This is a genomic window from Microcoleus sp. B6-A1, assembly GCF_036705085.1.
Taxonomy (GTDB): domain Bacteria; phylum Cyanobacteriota; class Cyanobacteriia; order Cyanobacteriales; family Microcoleaceae; genus Microcoleus.
This window is the reverse complement of sequence record NZ_JAUBTU010000080.1, coordinates 15,515-33,655: the sequence shown is the minus strand read 5'-3', so window position 1 is coordinate 33,655 and position 18,141 is coordinate 15,515. Positions and strand designations below refer to the sequence as shown.

Below are 18,141 nucleotides of genomic sequence, written 5' to 3'. Positions count from 1 at the left end.
GTTAGACTAAAAAAAGCTTTATGGCTTTGATTTTTGAAAAATACCAGTAAGATAATCACATCTGCGGAATGTGGGTTCTAATGAACAACTAATGGGAGCTGATCGCATTCTGTCCATTCGTAGAAGAAACACTCAAACAATGGCTTGGGCCAGGAGTAGCGATCGCCCTTTATCTCAACCAAAAAGCGATCGCTTCCCCAAAGAAAAGCGATCATTTTCCCTGAAATGAAAGAAAAATTCTTCAACAATGATTTGTCCCAGGAAAAGCGATCGCCATCATCCAAAATGACCAAATCATCCTCTGTGAAGGCTTCGGATTAAGAAATGTAGAGCAGAATTTACCCGTTACACCGGAAACCGTTTCCCCATTGCCTCTTGCACCAAAGCCCTCACCGCCATGACTATCGGCTTGCTAGTGGATGACGGTCAATTAGATTGGGATCGATCGATTCGAGAGTTTTTGCCCAACTGACAATTGCAATAGGAAACCTATTTTTTTTGAAAACAATCGGTCAACCCTTTACTGCGTGTGGGGTTGACCGATTGTTGTTGTCCCGTCAGGTCAAGCTTTGGTGTCAATAAGCTGAAATATCTCTGTAGGCAAACCGAGCCAAAAGCTTAAATTCAAAGGGGTTCAGGATTTTCGTTGCCCCTTGAACCCAATCGGCCCTTCTCCAGCATAAGTCATGCTGCCAGTCAGAGTTTTACCACCGTCATCAGATTTTAGGTTTAGTTCGACCACATTTTGGTTAGCGCGGGAACCGATCACCCATTTGCCTCCTGGATTCCAAGGTGCAGTAGCCCCTCCCCATTGGTTCTCAACTGTGTAAGTATTACTGTCAGAGCGGGTAGCTCGAAAGCCAATCGGCCCTTCTCCAGCATAGGTCATGGTGCCGTTGAGGGTTTGTCCGCCATCAACAGACTTAACATTGATAGCGACAACGTTCTGGTTAGTGCGACCACCGATCGCCCATTCACCTCCTGGATTCCAAGGCGCGGTAGTCCCTCCCCATTGGTTCTCAACCGTGTAAATATTACTAAAGAAGGTAGCTCGAAAGCCAATCGGCCCTTCTCCAGCATAGGTCATGCTGCCAGTCAGAGTTTTACCACCGTCATCAGATTTTAGGTTTAGTTCGACCACATTCTGGTTAGTGCGGGAACCGATCACCCAATCGCCTCCTGGATTCCAAGGTGCAGCAGCCCCTCCCCATTGGTTCTCAACTGTGTAAGTATTACTGCCAGAGCGGGTAGCTCGAAAGCCAATCGGCCCTTCTCCAGCATAGGTCATGGTGCCGTTGAGGGTTTGTCCGCCATCAACAGACTTAACATTGATAGCGACAACGTTTTGGTTAGGACGACTACCGATTACCCATGTACCACCTTCATTCCAAGGAGCAGATGAGCCACCCCATTGATTTTGCACTTGGTATAACGTCATAATTTTCTTGATGTAGTAATATTGGTTGTTTCTACATCCTTAATACGATCTCAAAACCCAATTCGTGAATTTTTCGAGTTATCCAGAAGGATAGCTTTGCACGTACTGACTTAATTCCATTCGCTATCGCTTCTTTGTCACTTACCATTCAATCAGCTATCGGTTCACTGCATCAAAGAGACTTTTGATGAACAGCCAATGGAATCTGAGCCAATTTCGTTTATTATTAGAAGAAACATTCAAACAATGGCTTGTACCAGGAGTAGCGATCGCGATCGCACTTATCAGCATAATTACAAGATAGCCGAGAATTCGATCGCCCTTTAACATCACTCGTTTAATTATTTCGATCGCATTTTCGCCAAAATCCTCAAAAGTTAAGCGGAAAAACCCCTCGCAGCCTATAATCACCCGCTTCTCCCCCAAATCTCCACGCACAACAGCATCCTCGAAATAATCTGACATTTCCCGCACACTTACAGGTACGATCGAACTATTGTCATCGGATTTGAGATTGGGGATTGTCCCCATCAGTCAGCCTGCGCGTGGGAATGAATCCGGGGGCTGGTTTTTTTTTATTCAAAATCCCAAATCCCAAATCTCAAATCGGCATAGTCATTAGCCATTTGCCAACAGTCACATAATTGTTGACAATATTGCACAATAGATAAAATTGTAAATATATAGCACCTGCGTTTTTTTTGACCGCTTATGAATAGCAGATTCCTCGATCGACTCCACCACCCCTCGCGCCCCGTCATCGTCTTCGACGGCGCGATGGGAACCAACCTGCAAGTCCAAAACCTCACCGCAGAAGACTTTGGCGGCAAAGAATACGAAGGCTGCAACGAATATCTCGTCCACACCAAACCCGAAGCCGTCGCCAACGTGCACCGGGGATTCCTCGAAGCAGGGGCTGATGTCATCGAAACAGACACCTTCGGCGCTGCTTCCATCGTGCTCGCCGAATACGATTTAGCAGACAAAGCATATTATCTCAACAAAACTGCGGCCGAACTCGCCAAGGGTATCGCCGCCGAATTTTCCACACCAGAAAAACCTCGATTTGTCGCAGGATCGATCGGGCCCGGCACCAAATTGCCAACATTAGGACACATCGATTTCGACACACTCACCGCCGCTTTTACCGAACAAGCAGAAGGACTTTATGACGGCGGCGTTGACTTATTTATTGTCGAAACTTGTCAAGATGTGCTGCAAATTAAATCAGCATTAAATGCCATTGAAGAAGTATTTAAGAAAAAAGGTGCGCGAATTCCGTTAATGGTATCAGTCACAATGGAAGCCACCGGCACAATGTTAGTCGGTTCCGACATCAGCGCCGCCCTAGCCATTTTGCAGCCGTACCCGATCGACATTTTAGGCCTCAACTGCGCCACCGGGCCCGATCGCATGGCCGAACACGTCAAATACCTTTCCGAACATTCGCCCTTCGTCGTTTCCTGCGTTCCCAACGCCGGTTTACCCGAAAACATCGGCGGCCACGCGCACTACAAACTCACGCCAATAGAATTAAAAATGGCCTTGATGCGCTTTGTCGAAGACTTAGGCGTGCAAGTCATCGGTGGCTGCTGCGGCACCCGCTACGATCACATCCGCGAACTATCAGAAATTGGCAAAACTCTTAAACCCAAAATCCGCGAAATTACTTGGGAACCTTCCGCCGCTTCAATTTATAGCGCCCAACCCTACGAACAAGAGAATTCCTTCTTAATTGTCGGCGAAAGACTCAACGCCAGCGGTTCCAAAAAATGCCGCGATTTGCTAAACGCCGAAGACTGGGACGGTTTAGTCGCAATGGCGAGGGAACAAGTGCGAGAAGGCGCGCACATTCTCGATATCAACGTTGATTATGTCGGCCGCGACGGCGTGCGAGACATGAAAGAATTAGTTTCCCGCGTTGTGACTAATGCCACTCTCCCTTTAATGCTGGATTCCACCGAATGGGAAAAGATGGAAGCAGGCTTAAAAGTTGCGGGCGGCAAATGTTTGCTGAATTCCACTAACTACGAAGACGGAGAACCGCGTTTTTATCAAGTTTTGGAGTTGGCGAAAAAATACGGCGCGGGCATAGTTATCGGTACAATTGATGAAGACGGGATGGCCAGAACTGCTGACCAAAAATTTGCGATCGCCCAGCGCGCCTATAACGCCGCCGTCGCCTACGGAATTCCCGCCGAGGAAATCTTTTTTGACACCCTAGCTTTGCCAATTTCTACCGGGATAGAAGAAGACAGAAAAAACGGCAAAGCTACCATCGAATCCATCCGCCGCATCCGCCAAGAATTACCAGGATGTCACGTAATTTTAGGAGTTTCTAACATCTCCTTCGGCTTGAATCCGGCGGCGCGGCAAGTTTTGAATTCCATGTTTTTGCACGAAGCAATGCAAGCGGGGATGGACTCGGCAATTGTCAGCGCCAATAAGATTTTGCCCCTCGCCAAAATCGACACCAAACACCAAGAAATCTGCCGTAAACTGATTTACGACGAACGGGAGTTTGACGGCGATATTTGCGTTTACGACCCCTTGGGCGAGCTGACAACGGTGTTTGCGGGCAAAACTACAAAGCGCGATCGTACAGAAGACGCAAGCCTTCCGGTAGAAGAACGCCTCAAGCAGCACATCATCGACGGCGAACGCATTGGACTAGATATCCAACTCGCCAAAGCATTAGAAACCTATCCGCCCCTCCACATTATTAATACCTTCTTGCTAGACGGCATGAAAGTAGTCGGAGAATTGTTCGGTTCGGGACAAATGCAACTGCCATTTGTATTGCAGTCAGCAGAAACAATGAAAGCGGCAGTTGCCTATTTAGAACCGCACATGGAAAAGTCCGAATCCGGGGACAATGCCAAAGGCACATTCATCATCGCTACTGTCAAAGGCGACGTTCACGATATCGGCAAAAACTTGGTTGATATTATCCTATCAAACAACGGCTACCGAGTGATTAACTTGGGTATTAAACAGTCAGTTGACAATATCATCGAAGCTTACGAAAAGCACAAAGCCGACTGTATTGCCATGAGTGGCTTGCTGGTAAAATCCACCGCATTCATGAAAGAAAATCTGGAAGTATTCAACCAGAAAGGAATCACAGTTCCGGTAATTTTGGGCGGCGCGGCTTTGACTCCCAAGTTTGTACATGAAGACTGCCAAAATACCTACAAAGGTAAAGTCGTTTACGGCAAAGATGCGTTTTCCGACTTGCACTTTATGGACAAACTCATGCCTGCAAAATCTGCTGGTAAATGGGAAGACTTGCAAGGATTTTTAGATGAAATCGGGCATGATAATGGGGCGGTTAAAGAAGCTAAAACTGCGCCAGAAACTTCTGTAGAAGATGCGAAGAAAGCAGACACTCCTGTGGTGATAGATACCAGGCGATCCGAAGCAGTGGCAGCAGATATCGATCGCCCGAATCCTCCCTTCTGGGGAACGAAACTGTTGCAGGGAGAAGACATCCCCTTTGAGGAGATTTTCTGGCACTTAGATTTGCAAGCTTTAGTTGCCGGTCAGTGGCAGTTCCGTAAGCCAAAAGACCAATCGCGGGAAGAATACGACGCTTTCTTAGCTGAGAAAGTTTATCCCATCTTGGAAGAGTGGAAACACAAAATTATCACCGAAAATTTACTGCAGCCGCAAGCAATTTACGGGTATTTCCCCTGTCAAGCTGAAGGCAATTCTTTGCATTTGTACGACCCAGAAATTATGAAGGGCGGGCAAACAATAATCAGTGGCGGGCAAACAATAATCAGTGGCGGGCAAGATGCCCACCCCACAACAGAAAGTGGCACAGGCATCTTGCCTGTGGCTGCAACAGAAAGTGGCACAGGCATCTTGCCTGTGACTGCAACAGAAAGTGGCACAGGCATCTTGCCTGTGGCTGCAACAGAAAGTGGCACAGGCATCTTGCCTGTGGCTGCAACATTCACATTTCCCCGGCAAAAATCGGCGCGCCGGCTGTGCATTGCCGACTTCTTTGCGCCCAAAGAATCCGGTAAAATCGATGTATTTCCGATGCAAGTAGCGACAGTGGGAGAAATTGCTACAGAGTACGCGCAAAAGCTATTTGCTAACAATCAATATACGGACTATCTCTACTTTCACGGGTTAGCGGTACAGACAGCGGAAGCAATAGCAGAGTGGACTCACGCCCGAATTCGCCGGGAATTGGGCTTTGGTAGCGAAGAACCGGACAACATTCGCGATATGCTAGCCCAAAGATATCGCGGTTCGCGGTACAGTTTCGGCTATCCTGCTTGTCCGAACATGGGGGATCAGTATAAGCAACTGGAATTGTTAAAGTGCGATCGTATCAACCTCTACATGGATGAAAGCGAACAACTTTATCCCGAACAATCAACAACCGCAATTATCACCTATCACCCAGCCGCCAAATACTTCAGCGCTTAATTCGTAGGGTACGCTATAAGCACCTTTCTCTCGCTTTGATCGTTCATTATCCTCGTTCCCAGGCTCTCTCTGCCTGGGAACAAAGATCTGGAGGCTCTGCCTCCCTTTAAAAACCGGGATGCCGAGCCTCAAAAAATGCGTTTTCAGGTATAACCTGCCAACAATACAAAAATAGTTCACCAATTAAACCAACAAAAAAGCACCTTAAAAAAAGTGCTTTCATAAATATAAACTTTCCGTATCTGACGAAAATTTTATGAGTAATTCCGGGGAGTGCGCGCGCCGGCAGATGCTCCTACCATCGCAGCAACTAAACCCAATAGCGAGCCGAACAAAAACGACCAACCAGCTTTTGCAGCATTACCAGCAATATTGCGAGTATCCTGAGCAGATACGTTAGGTGCTCGGTTCGGCAAATCGACCCCGCTTTGCTGCGCTTGATTAAGTGCTTCTCCCGCATTCGCAGCTATTACGCCAAAAGTGCCGGCCACGCCATTTGCTAACAGCCAAGAGCCAATTGTTAAGGTAGTTGCCCACAAAATTGCTCCGTTCAAAAGTGCTGTGTTGCGGTTCATCGGGCCGCAAGCGCGAGCAGTTACCCAACCGCCAACTGCTAAGCTAATTAACAAACTGATAATTGACCAAATTCCAACGCCGGTACCCACGTCGCCTGAAATACTGCGCGGAGCTCCTGAATTAGCAATGTTGCTCAACCCGATCGCAGCGCCCAATGCACTTAACACCAGTTGTGTGCCGATCGCAATTACCAAACCTGAAAAAATCGGGCCCCAACGTACTCGATCGTGGTATTCCATCACTGAATTTACGACCACGGGTTCGGTACCAACGTTATCTACAGGTCTATTTACGTATGACATAGGTTTTTCTTTCCTCTGAGACTTGCTTTAATTTTTAACAATCTTTCACCTAAGCATTGATTGTGGCTGAGATTGATAAAAACTATATCTGCCTGGGGAAATAACCAGTATCTATGTCTGAAGAAAGAAACGAAAAAGTCATCAGCCCGCGCGCCAGTCGCTATTAGCTAATGACTGATGACTGATGACTGATGACTAATAACTATTTTATCCCGTTAGAAAAGTTCCCGCACGTATACAGGAAATGCGGACGTATAAAGGAAAGACAGCTTAACGCAATCTTACAGCCGTTCCCACGGCAGTAATCAGCAGCAAAGCCCCGCTGGAGTCTACATTAATCGTGCCGGTGTCCACTTCCACCCCGATTACGGCATTGGCGCCGAGGCGCTGGGCCCGTTTTTCCAGTTCCGCGAGGGCATCTCGCTGTCCTTTGAGAAACACTTCCTCGTAACTGCCGGTGCGCCCGCCGATGATGTCGCGAATGCCCGCGAAGAAGTCTCGCAGGGCATTGGTGCCGTAGACAACCTCAGCAGTTACAATTCCCAGGTAAGATTGAATTTCTGCTCCTTGGATGATATCAGTTGTTGTTACAATCATCAGTTGGCCTCAATCGCGAAAATTTTGAGTGGGTCTTGTTCTGTAGATTTACTACATCTCCCCGCTCAAACATTCCTGGTAAACCCTAAGCTGTCAGCTTAACAAGGTGACAGCCACTCGCTCTTTCATTCCACACACTCTTTGAAACAAATGGCCGTGTACAAACAAAGTCTCTTGGTATTCAGTACGTTGCTAGTAGCAGGATTGGCTGTCGCAGCGCCGCAGATAGCGCTCTCAGCAGAAACAGTCGTTCAAGTCAACCCTCAAAATGATTCAAATTTAGATGCTCTGCTGCGACAAGGGCGCGAGTTGGTAGATTTAGGAGACTACAGTAAGGCGATCGCCATTTATCAGGAAGCGGCGCGTTTAGATACGGAAAATCCGCGCATTTTTTCTGGTATTGGCTATTTAGAAGCCCGTCAGGGCAACTATCAAGCCTCAGTAGAATTTTACCAACAAGCGATCGGTCTTGAACCGAAGAATGCTGACTTCCAATACGCATTGGGATATGCTATGGCGAATTTGCAAAACTATCCCGCAGCAGCCACAGCTTACCGCCGCGCCGCTGCGCTCGATCGCAAAAATGTCAATGCCCGGATCGGTCTGGGAGTGGTACTCTTTCAGCAAAAAGATTACAGCGGTGCTTTTAAAGCATACCAAGAGGCGATCGCCCTCGATCCGAAAAGTTGGCAAGCTTATTCTTCAATGGGTTTAGTATTGATCCAGCAGGGAAGTTTTGCCAGTGCTGTCACCGTACTCCAACAAGCAGCCGAACTCGCTCCCAAACAAGCCGGTGTCCAGTTAAAATTAGGCACTGCTTTGCTGCGTGCCGGCTATACTTCCGAAGGGCTAGCAGCTTTTGAAGAAGCTGCCAAATTGGAGCCCCGGAATTCAGAAGTGCAGTTAGAAATTGGCGAACTTCTCAAGGCTCAAAACGACTTCGATGGAGCGCTTATAGCTTATCAGCGGGCTATTGCGGTGCGACCTAATTTAGTGGAAGCACACGCAGGAATTGGGGAAATTCAACTGAAAAAACAAGATTTTTTAGGAGCGATTACCACTTTTCGTCGAGTGATTAAGCTTGATCCAAACCGGGCAGAAGCTTATTACAATATGGGTACGGCACTCAAAGCGCGCGATCGCAAATCCGAAGCAATTGAAGCTTTTCAACAAGCCCTCGACACTTACCGCCAACAAGGCAACAATGATGGTGCAAAAAAAGCTGAGGCGGCGCTCCAGCAACTAAAGTAATATGTCTCAATGTACTAATAGGTAATTGGCTAGCAGTTTTGAGTGTGGAGTAAGTAATTTTCCTAGGGCTTAACTCCTTCAACCCGCCTTGTTGCAAGGAAAGAAGCAATCTCAAAACTGTTTCTATTCCCTATTGCCTAGGCCCCTTTCCTGTTCCTTCTTCCTTCTTACTTCGTTTGCTTAAGTTTTTAATTGAATGCAGATAAATGTGGCTAAATAGAGTACAATATTGGCGCGATTGGAGAAGGGCGATCGCTCTGTAAGTTTAAGAAGAAATAAGGGCGATCGCACAACAGCATTTTGTCAAAGCTCCATCTTTTGTAATATGCTAAAAAGGCTTACTGACAATGAATCTATTTCTATTGGTAGAGACGGCAAAGTTGTTAACATTTGTAAAATGAGCAAAATATCCTATCCCCAGAGCTTCATCTATGCAAACGTATGACGTGATTATCATAGGAGCAGGTCACAACGGACTGGTCTGCGCCTCTTATCTGCTGAAAGCTGGATATACCGTCCTGTTGTTAGAAAAACGTTCGGTTCCCGGAGGCGCGGCCACTACTGAAGCTGCGATTCCCGAATTGCCGGATTTTAAATTCAACCTTTGCGCGATCGACCACGAGTTTATCCATTTAGGGCCAGTTGTAGAAGAATTAGAACTGGAAAAATACGGTTTAGAATATCTTTTCTGCGATCCAGTGGCCTTTTGTCCGCATCCCGATGGCAAATATTTCTTAGCGCACAAGTCCGTAGAAAAAACTTGTGCTGAAATTGCCCGCTACAACGAGCGCGATGCTAAAAAATATGCCGAATATACAGACTTTTGGCAGCGGGCTTTAGGGGCAATGGTTCCGATGTTTAATGCGCCACCAAAATCCATCATAGATATTTTGGGCAACTACGATATTTCAAAGATAAAAGATTTATTGTCAGTCATCGGTTCCCCCGACAAAACGCTGGACTTTATTCGCACGATGCTCACCAGCGCTGAAGACCTTCTCAACGAGTGGTTTGACGAGGAATTTATCAAAGCACCCCTAGCAAGATTAGCCGCAGAACTCGGCGCGCCTCCTTCGCAAAAAACCCTGGCGGTAGGCGCAATTATGCTAGCAATGAGGCACAATCCCGGCATGGCAAGACCGCGCGGCGGGACGGGTGCATTAGTGCAAGCGCTGCTCAATTTAGTGAAAAGCTATTCAGGTGTGGTACTTACCGACCAGCACGTCGAGAAAATATTAGTTGATGATGGTCGCGCTGTGGGAGTTCGAGTTGCTAACGGCACGGAATACCGCGCTACAAAAGGTGTCATTTCTAATATTGATGCTAAGCGCTTGTTTCTGCACTTAATGGACTCCAGCGATGTTGACAGTGCTGACCCGGATTTGCGGGAAAGATTGGAGCGCAAAATTGTTAACAACAACGAGACTATTCTCAAAATAGACTTAGCTCTCAATGAAATGCCCAAGTTCGATCGCTGGAATCATCGGGACGAATATTTAATCGGTTCGGTTTTAATTGCCGACTCGGTGAGACACGTTGAAATTTCTCACAGCGAGCCTTCAATCGGCAGAATCCCTGACTCCGATCCGTCGATGTATGTGGTGTTTCCGACGGTACGAGACCCGTCAATGGCTCCTCCCGGACACCATACAGCTTGGATTGAATTTTTTGCTCCTTACATGATCGAAAATGCTGAAGGAACCGGCCAGCACGGTACGGGTTGGACGGATGAGCTGAAAAACAAAGTTGCCGATCGCTGCATTGATAAATTAGCAGAATACGCGCCAAATATCAAGAATTCAATTATCGGCCGTCGCGTGGAAAGTCCGGCCGAATTGGGAGAGCGTTTGGGGGCTTTGAAGGGGAATTATTACCACGTTGATATGACGCTGGATCAGATGATATTTTTCCGTCCTTTACCGGAGTTGGCGAATTACAAAACGCCGATCGACGGTTTGTTTCTGACGGGGGCGGGAACGCATCCGGGCGGCTCGATTTCGGGGATGCCGGGACGCAATACTGCTCGCGTTTTCATGCACTCGCAGCAGCCTTTCGCGCAGACTTTCGCAGATGCAGCTAATACTCTGAAAGCGAAGGGTAAGTCGATATTTCGGAGTAATGAGAAGTAAGATTTTTAGCAACCGCAGATGAGGGCAGATGAACGCAGATGAATCACATCTGCGTTTGTTTGTATTGATTTATCAGTGTGCAAGTGCGATAATTTTTTCTGGTTGATTCCCTGTGAAGGGAAAACGATTTGCGATCGCTATTAATACCATTTAGTCCTGGACGCATAAATACCAAAGAAACCGGGTTTTTACCAGTTTTAAAGGTCTGGATACAGTATTTTCGCAAAAACCCGGTTTCTGACCACCCCTGCGTCCAGGACTACCCTTTTTAAATCTGGTGCATCTTTCGCGAGCGCTGGCGGTGGTTCACGTTCCCTCTAATCTGTTAAAATATTTTTGCATCCGAGAGCATATTCCATTGATAAAATTCTCAATTCTCAATATTAGAAGAACAAGTTAACGCGGAAGGCATTTTTAAACTTAGTGTCGCAGCCAAACCTCTAATGAAAGCAGAACAGGCAAGTCCCTGGTAGAAGTCGCTCCCCATCGGCATATCAGGGCGATCGCCACCGATCCCCACCATCTCGCATTCTCATAAAATTCATACTTTATGTGGATGAAAAGACCGGTCCCAAGTTGAGAGACTGAAAGATGGCGTTACCCTTTTTTTAGCGATGGCAAACCGAGTTTTGATTGTCGGCGGGCGGGGACGAATTGGCAGCAGCGTTGCCCAAGACCTTGTTACCCATACCGACGCGGAAATTACCGTTACTGGACGCAACTCTGAAGCCTCTATTGGGCCGGGGTTGCCGCCGGATCGGGTGCAGTACCAAACTTTTGATTTAGCGGACAGTGCAGCCCTGCAAAAAGCAGTTTCACAGTCTAATCTTGTCGTTCACTGTGCGGGGCCTTTTCACTACCGAGACGCTGGCGTGCTGAAAACTTGCATCGAAGCAGGTGTTAATTATACTGATGTCAGTGACAGCCGCAGTTTTACTCGCAGGGCTTTAGAATTGCGCGAAGCCGCTAAAAATGCTGGGGTTACTGCTATTATTAATACGGGCATTTTTCCCGGTGTTTCTAACAGCATGGTGCGCCGAGATGTGGAACAATTAGATGAAGCAGAACACATCCATTTGAGTTATGTAGTCGGAGGTTCGGGCGGTGCTGGTGTTACCGTCATGAGAACCACTTTTTTAGGCTTGCAAACGCCTTTTGAGGTTTGGGCAGACGGCAAGTGGCAGCAAGTACAACCCTACAGCGATCGCGAAACGATTGAATTTCCCGCACCCTACGGCAAAACAGGGGTTTACTGGTTCGATATGCCGGAAGCAATCACTTTGCCCGAAACTTTCCCCGTCAAATCAGTTGTGACTAAATTCGGTACGTCTCCCGACCTTTACAATCACCTTACCTGGTTTGTTGCCAAGTATTGGCCGGCTAGCTGGCTCAAAAATAACTCTGTGATTGAATTTCTCTCCTACGTCAGTTACGGGATGACCAGTGTTACTAATAGTTTTAGTGGGGTTGGTGTGGCAGTGCGATCGCAAGTGACCGGTCTCAAAAACGGTCAACCCGCTAAAGTTTGCTCGACAGCGATACACCCCAGTGCTGCCGTCGCTACGGGCATTGGTACTGGCAGCATAGCTCAATTAATGTTAGAAGGAAAGCTGGATAAACCAGGCGTTTGGTCGGTCGAACAAGCTCTTTCTACTGAGCTATTTGAACGAGCTATGCAGAACAGAAACCTAGACATAGAGCAGGTTCTTTTGTAGTTACTTAGGTTATTTATAGAAATTTAAAATGTTGGAAAATGGGATGTTTTCCCGCTCGGCGAAGACGCGAAAGACGCGCGAAAAAAGAAGAGTCAGGGGCTTCGTAATTGATGGGAAAACCCCTAGATAGGGTTCTTCGGAAGAATTGCGATCGCCCCTGATAGGAGAGGAGTTCCGCTTGTCTAACTAATCTATCTTTTGGTAGAAGTAATAGTAACAAGCAGGCGCCTAAGATATGGGATGTCACGGGAAACATCCCTTTTGGCTCGCTCTAGATGCGGTAGCTGCGACAAAGATTGCGCTTGAACCAAGGTTGTAAATGTGCGATCGCAGTGAAGGGGCGACAAACACCATAATTTTTGCGGAAAAATACGAGGAGAAGTTGATATGAAGCGGGTTTTAAAAGCTCTCGGAAAAACATTGAGCCAAAGCATTTTGCTGGTGTGTACGCTGGCTTTCATTGGTCTGCTAAGTCTAGCGGTAGTACCCAGTCAGGCTGCTTACGCAGGTCAAGACAGAACTCAGGCGCCGCCAGAAGCTAAAATGACTGACCCCGCAGAAAGTTTCGAGGATCTCAATCCCCAAGCAGCTTACGATGAAATAGTCAAAACCTCTCAAAATCCTGCCAAGGTTGAGAAAGCTTACGACGAAAGCTTAAAGGAGTACAAGGGAGAACACCCGCAAGAAGGCATAGTTCAAAAAGCTGAAGATTTGATCGAAAAGGTCACGGGCAACTAATAAATCAAGAGATTTATATCTAACTCAAGTTGCTGGTAAATACACAGCTTCAGTGAGTAGACAATTGAGCCGAGTTCAGAACTCACTTGAAAATAATTATCTAGGGTGCGCCTCGGCGCACCTTATTGCTTGAGAGTAGCGTGTAAAACTCGTTTTTGAATCGAGAACTATGTTCTCATTTCCCTCCTTTTGAAGCTAGCAGCTTCATCCTTAAGGCAGATGAATAAATATGAATTTAAAAGCTAAGTTTAATAATAGTTACATTTAGATAAAAGGAAAAAAATATCATGAGCGATGACAAAAAAACGGTACATGAACCTGATGCTAACCTAGACCCGATTTCCGGGGAAAAGGGAGCTCATCCAGTCGCAACGGGTATTGGTGCGGCGAGTGCGGGTGCTGCGGGTGCTGCGATCGGCGGTGCCATCGGCGGGCCTGTAGGAGCAGTTGTGGGCGCTGTTGTGGGTTCGTTTAGCGGCGGTTTGGTGGGCAAAGGTGTGGGCGAGGCGATCGACCCCACGGTAGAAGATGCTTACTGGCAAAGCAACTACAGTTCCCGTCCTTACGTGGACACGAACACGACTTACGAAGACTATCAGCCTGCATACCGCACTGGTTATGAGGGATACACCCGCTATGGCGCTACTGGTAAGAAATACCACGAGATCGAACCGGATTTGCAGCGCGACTACGAAACAAATCGCGGCAAGTCTAATGTGAATTGGGAAAAAGCTAAGCACGCCACGCGCGACGCTTGGGATCGGGTGGAACGCGCTGTTCCTGGTGACATTGACAAAGACGGCCGCTAAAGGCATACGCCAAGTATTTCTCAGTCTTGCAGACACACAAACTCAAGCGTTCCGGTTATTTTTAGCCGGGTACCGGAATGGAGAAGTGTTTGATCAAAAAAAACCCGGCTGCTGCGTTTTGGACTGTTGTTGAGAGGTTGCAAAGTTTTTAACGCGAGTTTAGCGAAGTTTTTGGGGATTTTCAGCCCCTCTCTACATCGGAGAGGGTATTTTTATGCTCCCTTGAAATCGCATTTTTTAGCACGATTTTTATTTCACAGGACTGTTCGCTGTAAGAACTCGCTAGAGACGTAGAGGCTTTGCTGTGCGGGACGATCGCACTCCTAATAAACGCTTTTTACAAAATTGGGATGCTTCCGTTTGAGATTAACATTTTTTTTTAACTATTAGCCTTAAAATTAAACTTATTCAGGACTGAGGCATCGATCGCAAATTTTTGTCACTGTTCGCGATGCGCTTTCTTCAATCGCAGCCGGATCGTAAAGCGTCGGTGGCTTCAAGTCCGATAATTGTTAATCTAAATCCTCTCATTCAAAATTGGTATTACTTGTGGATGAAATGCTGGAAAGAGCTTGGACACTCAAGCAAAATTTAATTGACTTTGTTCTAGATGCTGAGGGAGAGTTGGCGGTAGCTTTGGAAGCTTATGCTGCAGCTCGATCGACCGGCGAGCGCTACGATATTGCTCAGCAAAATCAAGTGATTGACAGTTTTACAGTCGAGGGTAAAGTCGGAGAGAAAACGCCGATCGACCTATTTGTCGAAAGTCAGCCAGATTTAACCGAGAGCGATCGTAGCTTGCTGGAAAGTTGGGAGCACAGAAGCTTCACAGGCTTATTTGAAATCACTCAACTTTTCCCCGACAGGTTTGAACTGATGAACTGGCTGACGGCAAAGCACTACGTTGTCAAGCCCAACAGTCCTAATTTTCTTGCAGAAATGTCTCGCTTTAAGTTAGGAGAAATCTTGCGGGCTCGGATTTCTCCCCTCACCGATGACTGGTGGATACTTTCGAGCTCTCCCATCCTGATGGGGAAATTGGGTAAGCCGAAGTTGGCGGTGGCGATCGGCAATTTCAAGCAAAATCACAAACAGAACCTGTACAGCGATGCGCCGGAATTGTTAGAGCAAGCTTGGCAGTCGGTAGAACACTACCACGAAGATTTTACCGAATTTTTTGGTAGTGATGAATTGACGCTATCGGGGTATCACCTGAATAAACAGTTGGCTGAATTTCAGGAATTCATCACTAAAAAACGCCTAGCGGATATCGGCGTTGATGGAAGTAAATCTCTGGCGGATATCGTTGAAGATGCCGGAGTCGATCGAGAAGAAGTCAAAGCAGCAGCCATCGCGGCAGCAGGTGCCGATGCTAACGCAGTTGAGGTAATGCTCGACAGCAATGCTAGTGCAAAAATGGTAATGCCGAAAGTCGAATTGCCCGATCGCTTCAAGAAAGCTGAACAGGTGAGTGCACTTTCTCATCCTCGCTGGGGACAAACCTTTTTGTCTACTTACGCTCAATTTACTGCACTGCTAGCAGCCGCAGACTTTTCAACCGTTCCCGGTTACGAAAAGCTGGTGCGTAACTATCTAGAAGATCCTGCAATTAATGTCTGGATTTGGCAACGGTTAGCTAAAGTTAATCCAGCGAAATTAGAACAAATTTTGCAAACTGTATTGGAACGTACAGACTTTCAGCTCGATCGCGATTTAGATGCCTTGCTGCAAGAGTTTAAAAAACCCTTAGAACCCGAACTCCCGGAAATTGCCAGCGTTCCCGTACACCTGCACAACTTATTTCAGGAAGCTTTAGGCGAAGTTAATAAGTCAAAGTCTAAACCGCAGGAGAAAAAGAAAAGCTCTAAAGGCTTTAAATCCTAAGCAACTAAGTTCGTGGCATACTGCTATGCCCTAATGCGCCGGCTTGGCCAAGGGATACTCGATGAGATTGCCGCAGCCAAGGGAAAGCAGGAAGAGAGTGGCAATTTCAAGTATGAGTGCGATCGACCCTAGCCATTTTGGGCGCGTTAGTCTGCATCCCTCGGATAATAAACCATTAAACAAGCTCACAGCTAGCTGTGAGCTTATTGCCCGGTAATATAACTCAAATAGCTTTGCAGTCAGGACTTTAGTTTTTCTTCACCGCGATCGAAAGAACTGAAGTCCTTACTACAAACACTTTTTTTTAATCTTCAACTCGTCGGACAGCCATGCGTTGCAGCGGCAGGCTGAGTATGCTAGAAGCAGTCAACAAGTAAGAAAGAACCGTAGTCAGCTTCAAACTGAGCAATAACCAGCTATCCTCTGGTAGGTGAAGTTTCAGCCCGAAAAAAGAGATGCAGTACACTATCCAGTAAGTAAAGCTCATCTTGATGAGGATTTCCTCGCTCAAAGTGCGCTCGTCCGTTGGCTGCGAGTTGCGATTATCACCCAGCAGGACTAGACCCGCAATAGAAGCCACAAAAGAAACCATAACGAGATAGTCATGCCAGTTAAGCTCAACCATTTCTAAACTCCGCTTTTATCCGAATTTTTGGAATCAGACATCAGTCTAAAGGATAAGTTTTCCCGGTCAAAGCAATAGTTACAAATTGAAACAGCCGCAGTTACAAATCGCAATGAAAATCAACCGCAACCACCAGCCACAGGCTCGTTTAGTCAGTCGCCAAGGACAATTGCCCTTAAATATTGTTAAGTTGGGAGTACCTCGCCTGCATTTTGCCGACCTCTACCACAGGCTGCTAACTCTTTCTTGGCCGCGATTTTTCATACTCATTTGTCTCTCCTATACAGTCACAAATTCTTTATTTGCCTTAGCTTACTTGGCGGGAGGAGATTGCATTGCTAACGCGCGGCCGGGTTCTTTCCAAGATGCCTTTTATTTCAGCGTGCAAACAATGGCGACGATCGGCTACGGCGCTATGTATCCGCGCACGGATTACGCTAATACTATAGTCGCGATCCAAGCGCTTTTTGGTTTGTGGGGAGTAGCGATGGTGACGGGACTGGCTTTTTCGAGATTTTCCAGACCAACAGCTAGAGTTATCTTCAGCCGCGTAGCTGTGATCGCTCCTTTCAACGGCGTTCCGACTCTGATGTACCGCACGGCAAATCAGCGTTTTAACCAAATTTTAGAAGCGCAGCAGCGAGCTACTTTGATCCGTGACGAGGTAACACCGGAAGGAGAATTTATGCGGCGTTTTTACGATTTGCAATTGATGCGGAGTCACTCTCCGGTTTTTGCCTTAACTTGGACGGTTATGCACGCAATTGACGAGAGCAGTCCTTTGTACCAACTTACTGCCCAAGACTTGATGGAACAGCAAGCGGAAATTGTAATTACTTTAACAGGAATTGACGAAACAGTTTCGCAAACTATTCATGCGCGACATTCTTTTGTTGCCTCGGAAATTATGTGGAATATGCGATTTGTAGATATTCTTTTGAAATCGGCGACGGGAGGGCGGGTGGTTGATTATACTCGGTTTCACGATGTGAAGCCTGTGGAATGAAAGTTTGGATTGAGCCAGTGCTAGAATACCTGTATGGCAAAACAAATTAATATTTATGAACTCAATAACTGCAAATACGACACTGAAAGAATTGCAACCGCAACTCTTAGCTTTAACTCCCGAAGAGAAGGCTCAAGTTATAGAATTACTAGCCCAAAGTTTAAGAAAATTTGGGTCGGGAATTCAAAAGACTCCCGGCGTGTGCGGCGGCGATGCTTGCATCAGACAAACGCGAATTCCTGTTTGGGTGCTGGTGAATGCTCGCCGTTTAGGTATTTCTGAAGCTGAACTCCTAGAAGACTATCCGACTCTGCGTGCCGCTGATTTGGCGAATGCTTGGGCTTATGCTGAGGCATATCCTGATGAGATTGAAACAGCAATTAGAGAACAGGAAGAGGCATAAACAGTGACAGATATTTATACCGCGATCGCACAAAGCATTAAAACTGAGATATTTTACCATTTTAAATCAGGCTTTTATGAACGGGCAAGATGCCCGTTCCACAAAGAATGAATTTCTTGTGGAACGGGCATCTTGCCCGTTCTTGAAAAAAGAATGAATTTCTTGTGGAACGGGCATCTTGCCCGTTCTTGAAAAAAGAATGAATTTCTTGTGGAACGGGCATCT

The 18,141-nt window shown here is 46.8% G+C and carries 15 protein-coding genes; 10 read left to right on the top strand and 5 right to left on the bottom strand.

Features of this window, described 5'->3' with window-relative positions; genetic code table 11:
- Positions 1-316: 316 nt before the first annotated feature.
- On the top strand, positions 317-472 hold the full coding sequence (locus QUB11_RS31355) for a serine hydrolase (RefSeq protein WP_445300795.1): 156 nt from the start codon (positions 317-319) through the stop codon (positions 470-472).
- Between the two features lie 162 nt (positions 473-634).
- Here QUB11_RS31355 and QUB11_RS24125 read toward each other — a convergent pair whose 3' ends face one another.
- Both QUB11_RS24125 and QUB11_RS24120 read right to left on the bottom strand, forming a co-directional pair.
- A complete protein-coding gene (locus QUB11_RS24125) occupies positions 635-1,438 on the bottom strand; it encodes a lectin OAA family protein (RefSeq protein ID WP_333206283.1) in 804 nt (267 codons plus the stop codon).
- A gap of 156 nt (positions 1,439-1,594) precedes the next feature.
- Positions 1,595-1,969 carry a hypothetical protein gene (locus QUB11_RS24120; RefSeq protein WP_333206284.1) on the bottom strand — a complete coding sequence of 125 codons (375 nt, stop codon included), beginning with the start codon at positions 1,967-1,969 and terminating at the stop codon, positions 1,595-1,597.
- Between the two features lie 180 nt (positions 1,970-2,149).
- Here QUB11_RS24120 and metH point away from each other — a divergent pair, with 180 nt between their 5' ends.
- A complete protein-coding gene (gene metH, locus QUB11_RS24115; RefSeq protein WP_333206285.1) occupies positions 2,150-5,881 on the top strand; it encodes a methionine synthase in 3,732 nt (1,243 codons plus the stop codon).
- Positions 5,882-6,135: 254 nt separating this feature from the next.
- Here the strand turns inward: metH and QUB11_RS24110 are convergent, their stop codons facing one another.
- Positions 6,136-6,759, bottom strand: a complete 624-nt coding sequence (locus QUB11_RS24110; protein ID WP_333206287.1) for a hypothetical protein — start codon at positions 6,757-6,759, stop codon at positions 6,136-6,138.
- A 270-nt stretch (positions 6,760-7,029) separates the two neighbouring features.
- Positions 7,030-7,356, bottom strand: coding sequence for a YbjQ family protein (locus QUB11_RS24105; RefSeq protein ID WP_172184303.1), 327 nt, complete (start codon positions 7,354-7,356; stop codon positions 7,030-7,032).
- Positions 7,357-7,506: 150 nt separating this feature from the next.
- Here QUB11_RS24105 and QUB11_RS24100 point away from each other — a divergent pair, with 150 nt between their 5' ends.
- From QUB11_RS24100 to QUB11_RS24075, 6 genes are all read left to right on the top strand, one after another.
- A complete protein-coding gene (locus QUB11_RS24100) occupies positions 7,507-8,607 on the top strand; it encodes a tetratricopeptide repeat protein (protein WP_333206289.1) in 1,101 nt (366 codons plus the stop codon).
- Between the two features lie 431 nt (positions 8,608-9,038).
- Positions 9,039-10,736 carry a beta-carotene ketolase CrtO gene (gene crtO / locus QUB11_RS24095; protein ID WP_333206290.1) on the top strand — a complete coding sequence of 566 codons (1,698 nt, stop codon included), beginning with the start codon at positions 9,039-9,041 and terminating at the stop codon, positions 10,734-10,736.
- Between the two features lie 614 nt (positions 10,737-11,350).
- The gene (locus tag QUB11_RS24090) at positions 11,351-12,451 is read left to right on the top strand and encodes a saccharopine dehydrogenase NADP-binding domain-containing protein (protein WP_333206291.1); all 1,101 of its coding nucleotides are present in this window, start codon (positions 11,351-11,353) and stop codon (positions 12,449-12,451) included.
- 387 nt (positions 12,452-12,838) lie between these two features.
- Positions 12,839-13,189 (top strand): hypothetical protein, encoded by a 351-nt coding sequence (locus QUB11_RS24085; RefSeq protein WP_333206292.1) that lies wholly within the window; start codon positions 12,839-12,841, stop codon positions 13,187-13,189.
- A gap of 287 nt (positions 13,190-13,476) precedes the next feature.
- The gene (locus QUB11_RS24080; protein WP_333206295.1) at positions 13,477-13,998 is read left to right on the top strand and encodes a hypothetical protein; all 522 of its coding nucleotides are present in this window, start codon (positions 13,477-13,479) and stop codon (positions 13,996-13,998) included.
- Between the two features lie 549 nt (positions 13,999-14,547).
- Complete coding sequence (locus QUB11_RS24075; protein WP_333206297.1) at positions 14,548-15,882, top strand: hypothetical protein; 1,335 nt, start codon at positions 14,548-14,550, stop codon at positions 15,880-15,882.
- Between the two features lie 304 nt (positions 15,883-16,186).
- Here QUB11_RS24075 and QUB11_RS24070 read toward each other — a convergent pair whose 3' ends face one another.
- On the bottom strand, positions 16,187-16,507 hold the full coding sequence (locus tag QUB11_RS24070; RefSeq protein ID WP_333206298.1) for a hypothetical protein: 321 nt from the start codon (positions 16,505-16,507) through the stop codon (positions 16,187-16,189).
- 112 nt (positions 16,508-16,619) lie between these two features.
- Here QUB11_RS24070 and QUB11_RS24065 point away from each other — a divergent pair, with 112 nt between their 5' ends.
- Complete coding sequence (locus QUB11_RS24065; protein ID WP_333206300.1) at positions 16,620-17,513, top strand: ion channel; 894 nt, start codon at positions 16,620-16,622, stop codon at positions 17,511-17,513.
- A gap of 55 nt (positions 17,514-17,568) precedes the next feature.
- Positions 17,569-17,916 carry a DUF433 domain-containing protein gene (locus QUB11_RS24060; RefSeq protein ID WP_333206301.1) on the top strand — a complete coding sequence of 116 codons (348 nt, stop codon included), beginning with the start codon at positions 17,569-17,571 and terminating at the stop codon, positions 17,914-17,916.
- Positions 17,917-18,141: the final 225 nt, after the last annotated feature.

What these genes read in the sequence shown, in the direction of transcription:
- QUB11_RS24120 (WP_333206284.1), bottom strand. Translation starts at nt 1,969, where the DNA reads ATGGGGACAATCCCCAATCTCAAATCCGATGACAATAGTTCGATCGTA.
- crtO (WP_333206290.1), top strand. Translation starts at nt 9,039, where the DNA reads ATGCAAACGTATGACGTGATTATCATAGGAGCAGGTCACAACGGACTG.
- QUB11_RS24065 (WP_333206300.1), top strand. Translation starts at nt 16,620, where the DNA reads ATGAAAATCAACCGCAACCACCAGCCACAGGCTCGTTTAGTCAGTCGC.
- QUB11_RS24060 (WP_333206301.1), top strand. Translation starts at nt 17,569, where the DNA reads ATGAACTCAATAACTGCAAATACGACACTGAAAGAATTGCAACCGCAA.
- QUB11_RS24070 (WP_333206298.1), bottom strand. Translation starts at nt 16,507, where the DNA reads ATGGTTGAGCTTAACTGGCATGACTATCTCGTTATGGTTTCTTTTGTG.
- QUB11_RS24100 (WP_333206289.1), top strand. Translation starts at nt 7,507, where the DNA reads ATGGCCGTGTACAAACAAAGTCTCTTGGTATTCAGTACGTTGCTAGTA.
- metH (WP_333206285.1), top strand. Translation starts at nt 2,150, where the DNA reads ATGAATAGCAGATTCCTCGATCGACTCCACCACCCCTCGCGCCCCGTC.
- QUB11_RS24105 (WP_172184303.1), bottom strand. Translation starts at nt 7,356, where the DNA reads ATGATTGTAACAACAACTGATATCATCCAAGGAGCAGAAATTCAATCT.
- QUB11_RS24110 (WP_333206287.1), bottom strand. Translation starts at nt 6,759, where the DNA reads ATGTCATACGTAAATAGACCTGTAGATAACGTTGGTACCGAACCCGTG.
- QUB11_RS24090 (WP_333206291.1), top strand. Translation starts at nt 11,351, where the DNA reads ATGGCAAACCGAGTTTTGATTGTCGGCGGGCGGGGACGAATTGGCAGC.
- QUB11_RS24085 (WP_333206292.1), top strand. Translation starts at nt 12,839, where the DNA reads ATGAAGCGGGTTTTAAAAGCTCTCGGAAAAACATTGAGCCAAAGCATT.
- QUB11_RS24080 (WP_333206295.1), top strand. Translation starts at nt 13,477, where the DNA reads ATGAGCGATGACAAAAAAACGGTACATGAACCTGATGCTAACCTAGAC.
- QUB11_RS24125 (WP_333206283.1), bottom strand. Translation starts at nt 1,438, where the DNA reads ATGACGTTATACCAAGTGCAAAATCAATGGGGTGGCTCATCTGCTCCT.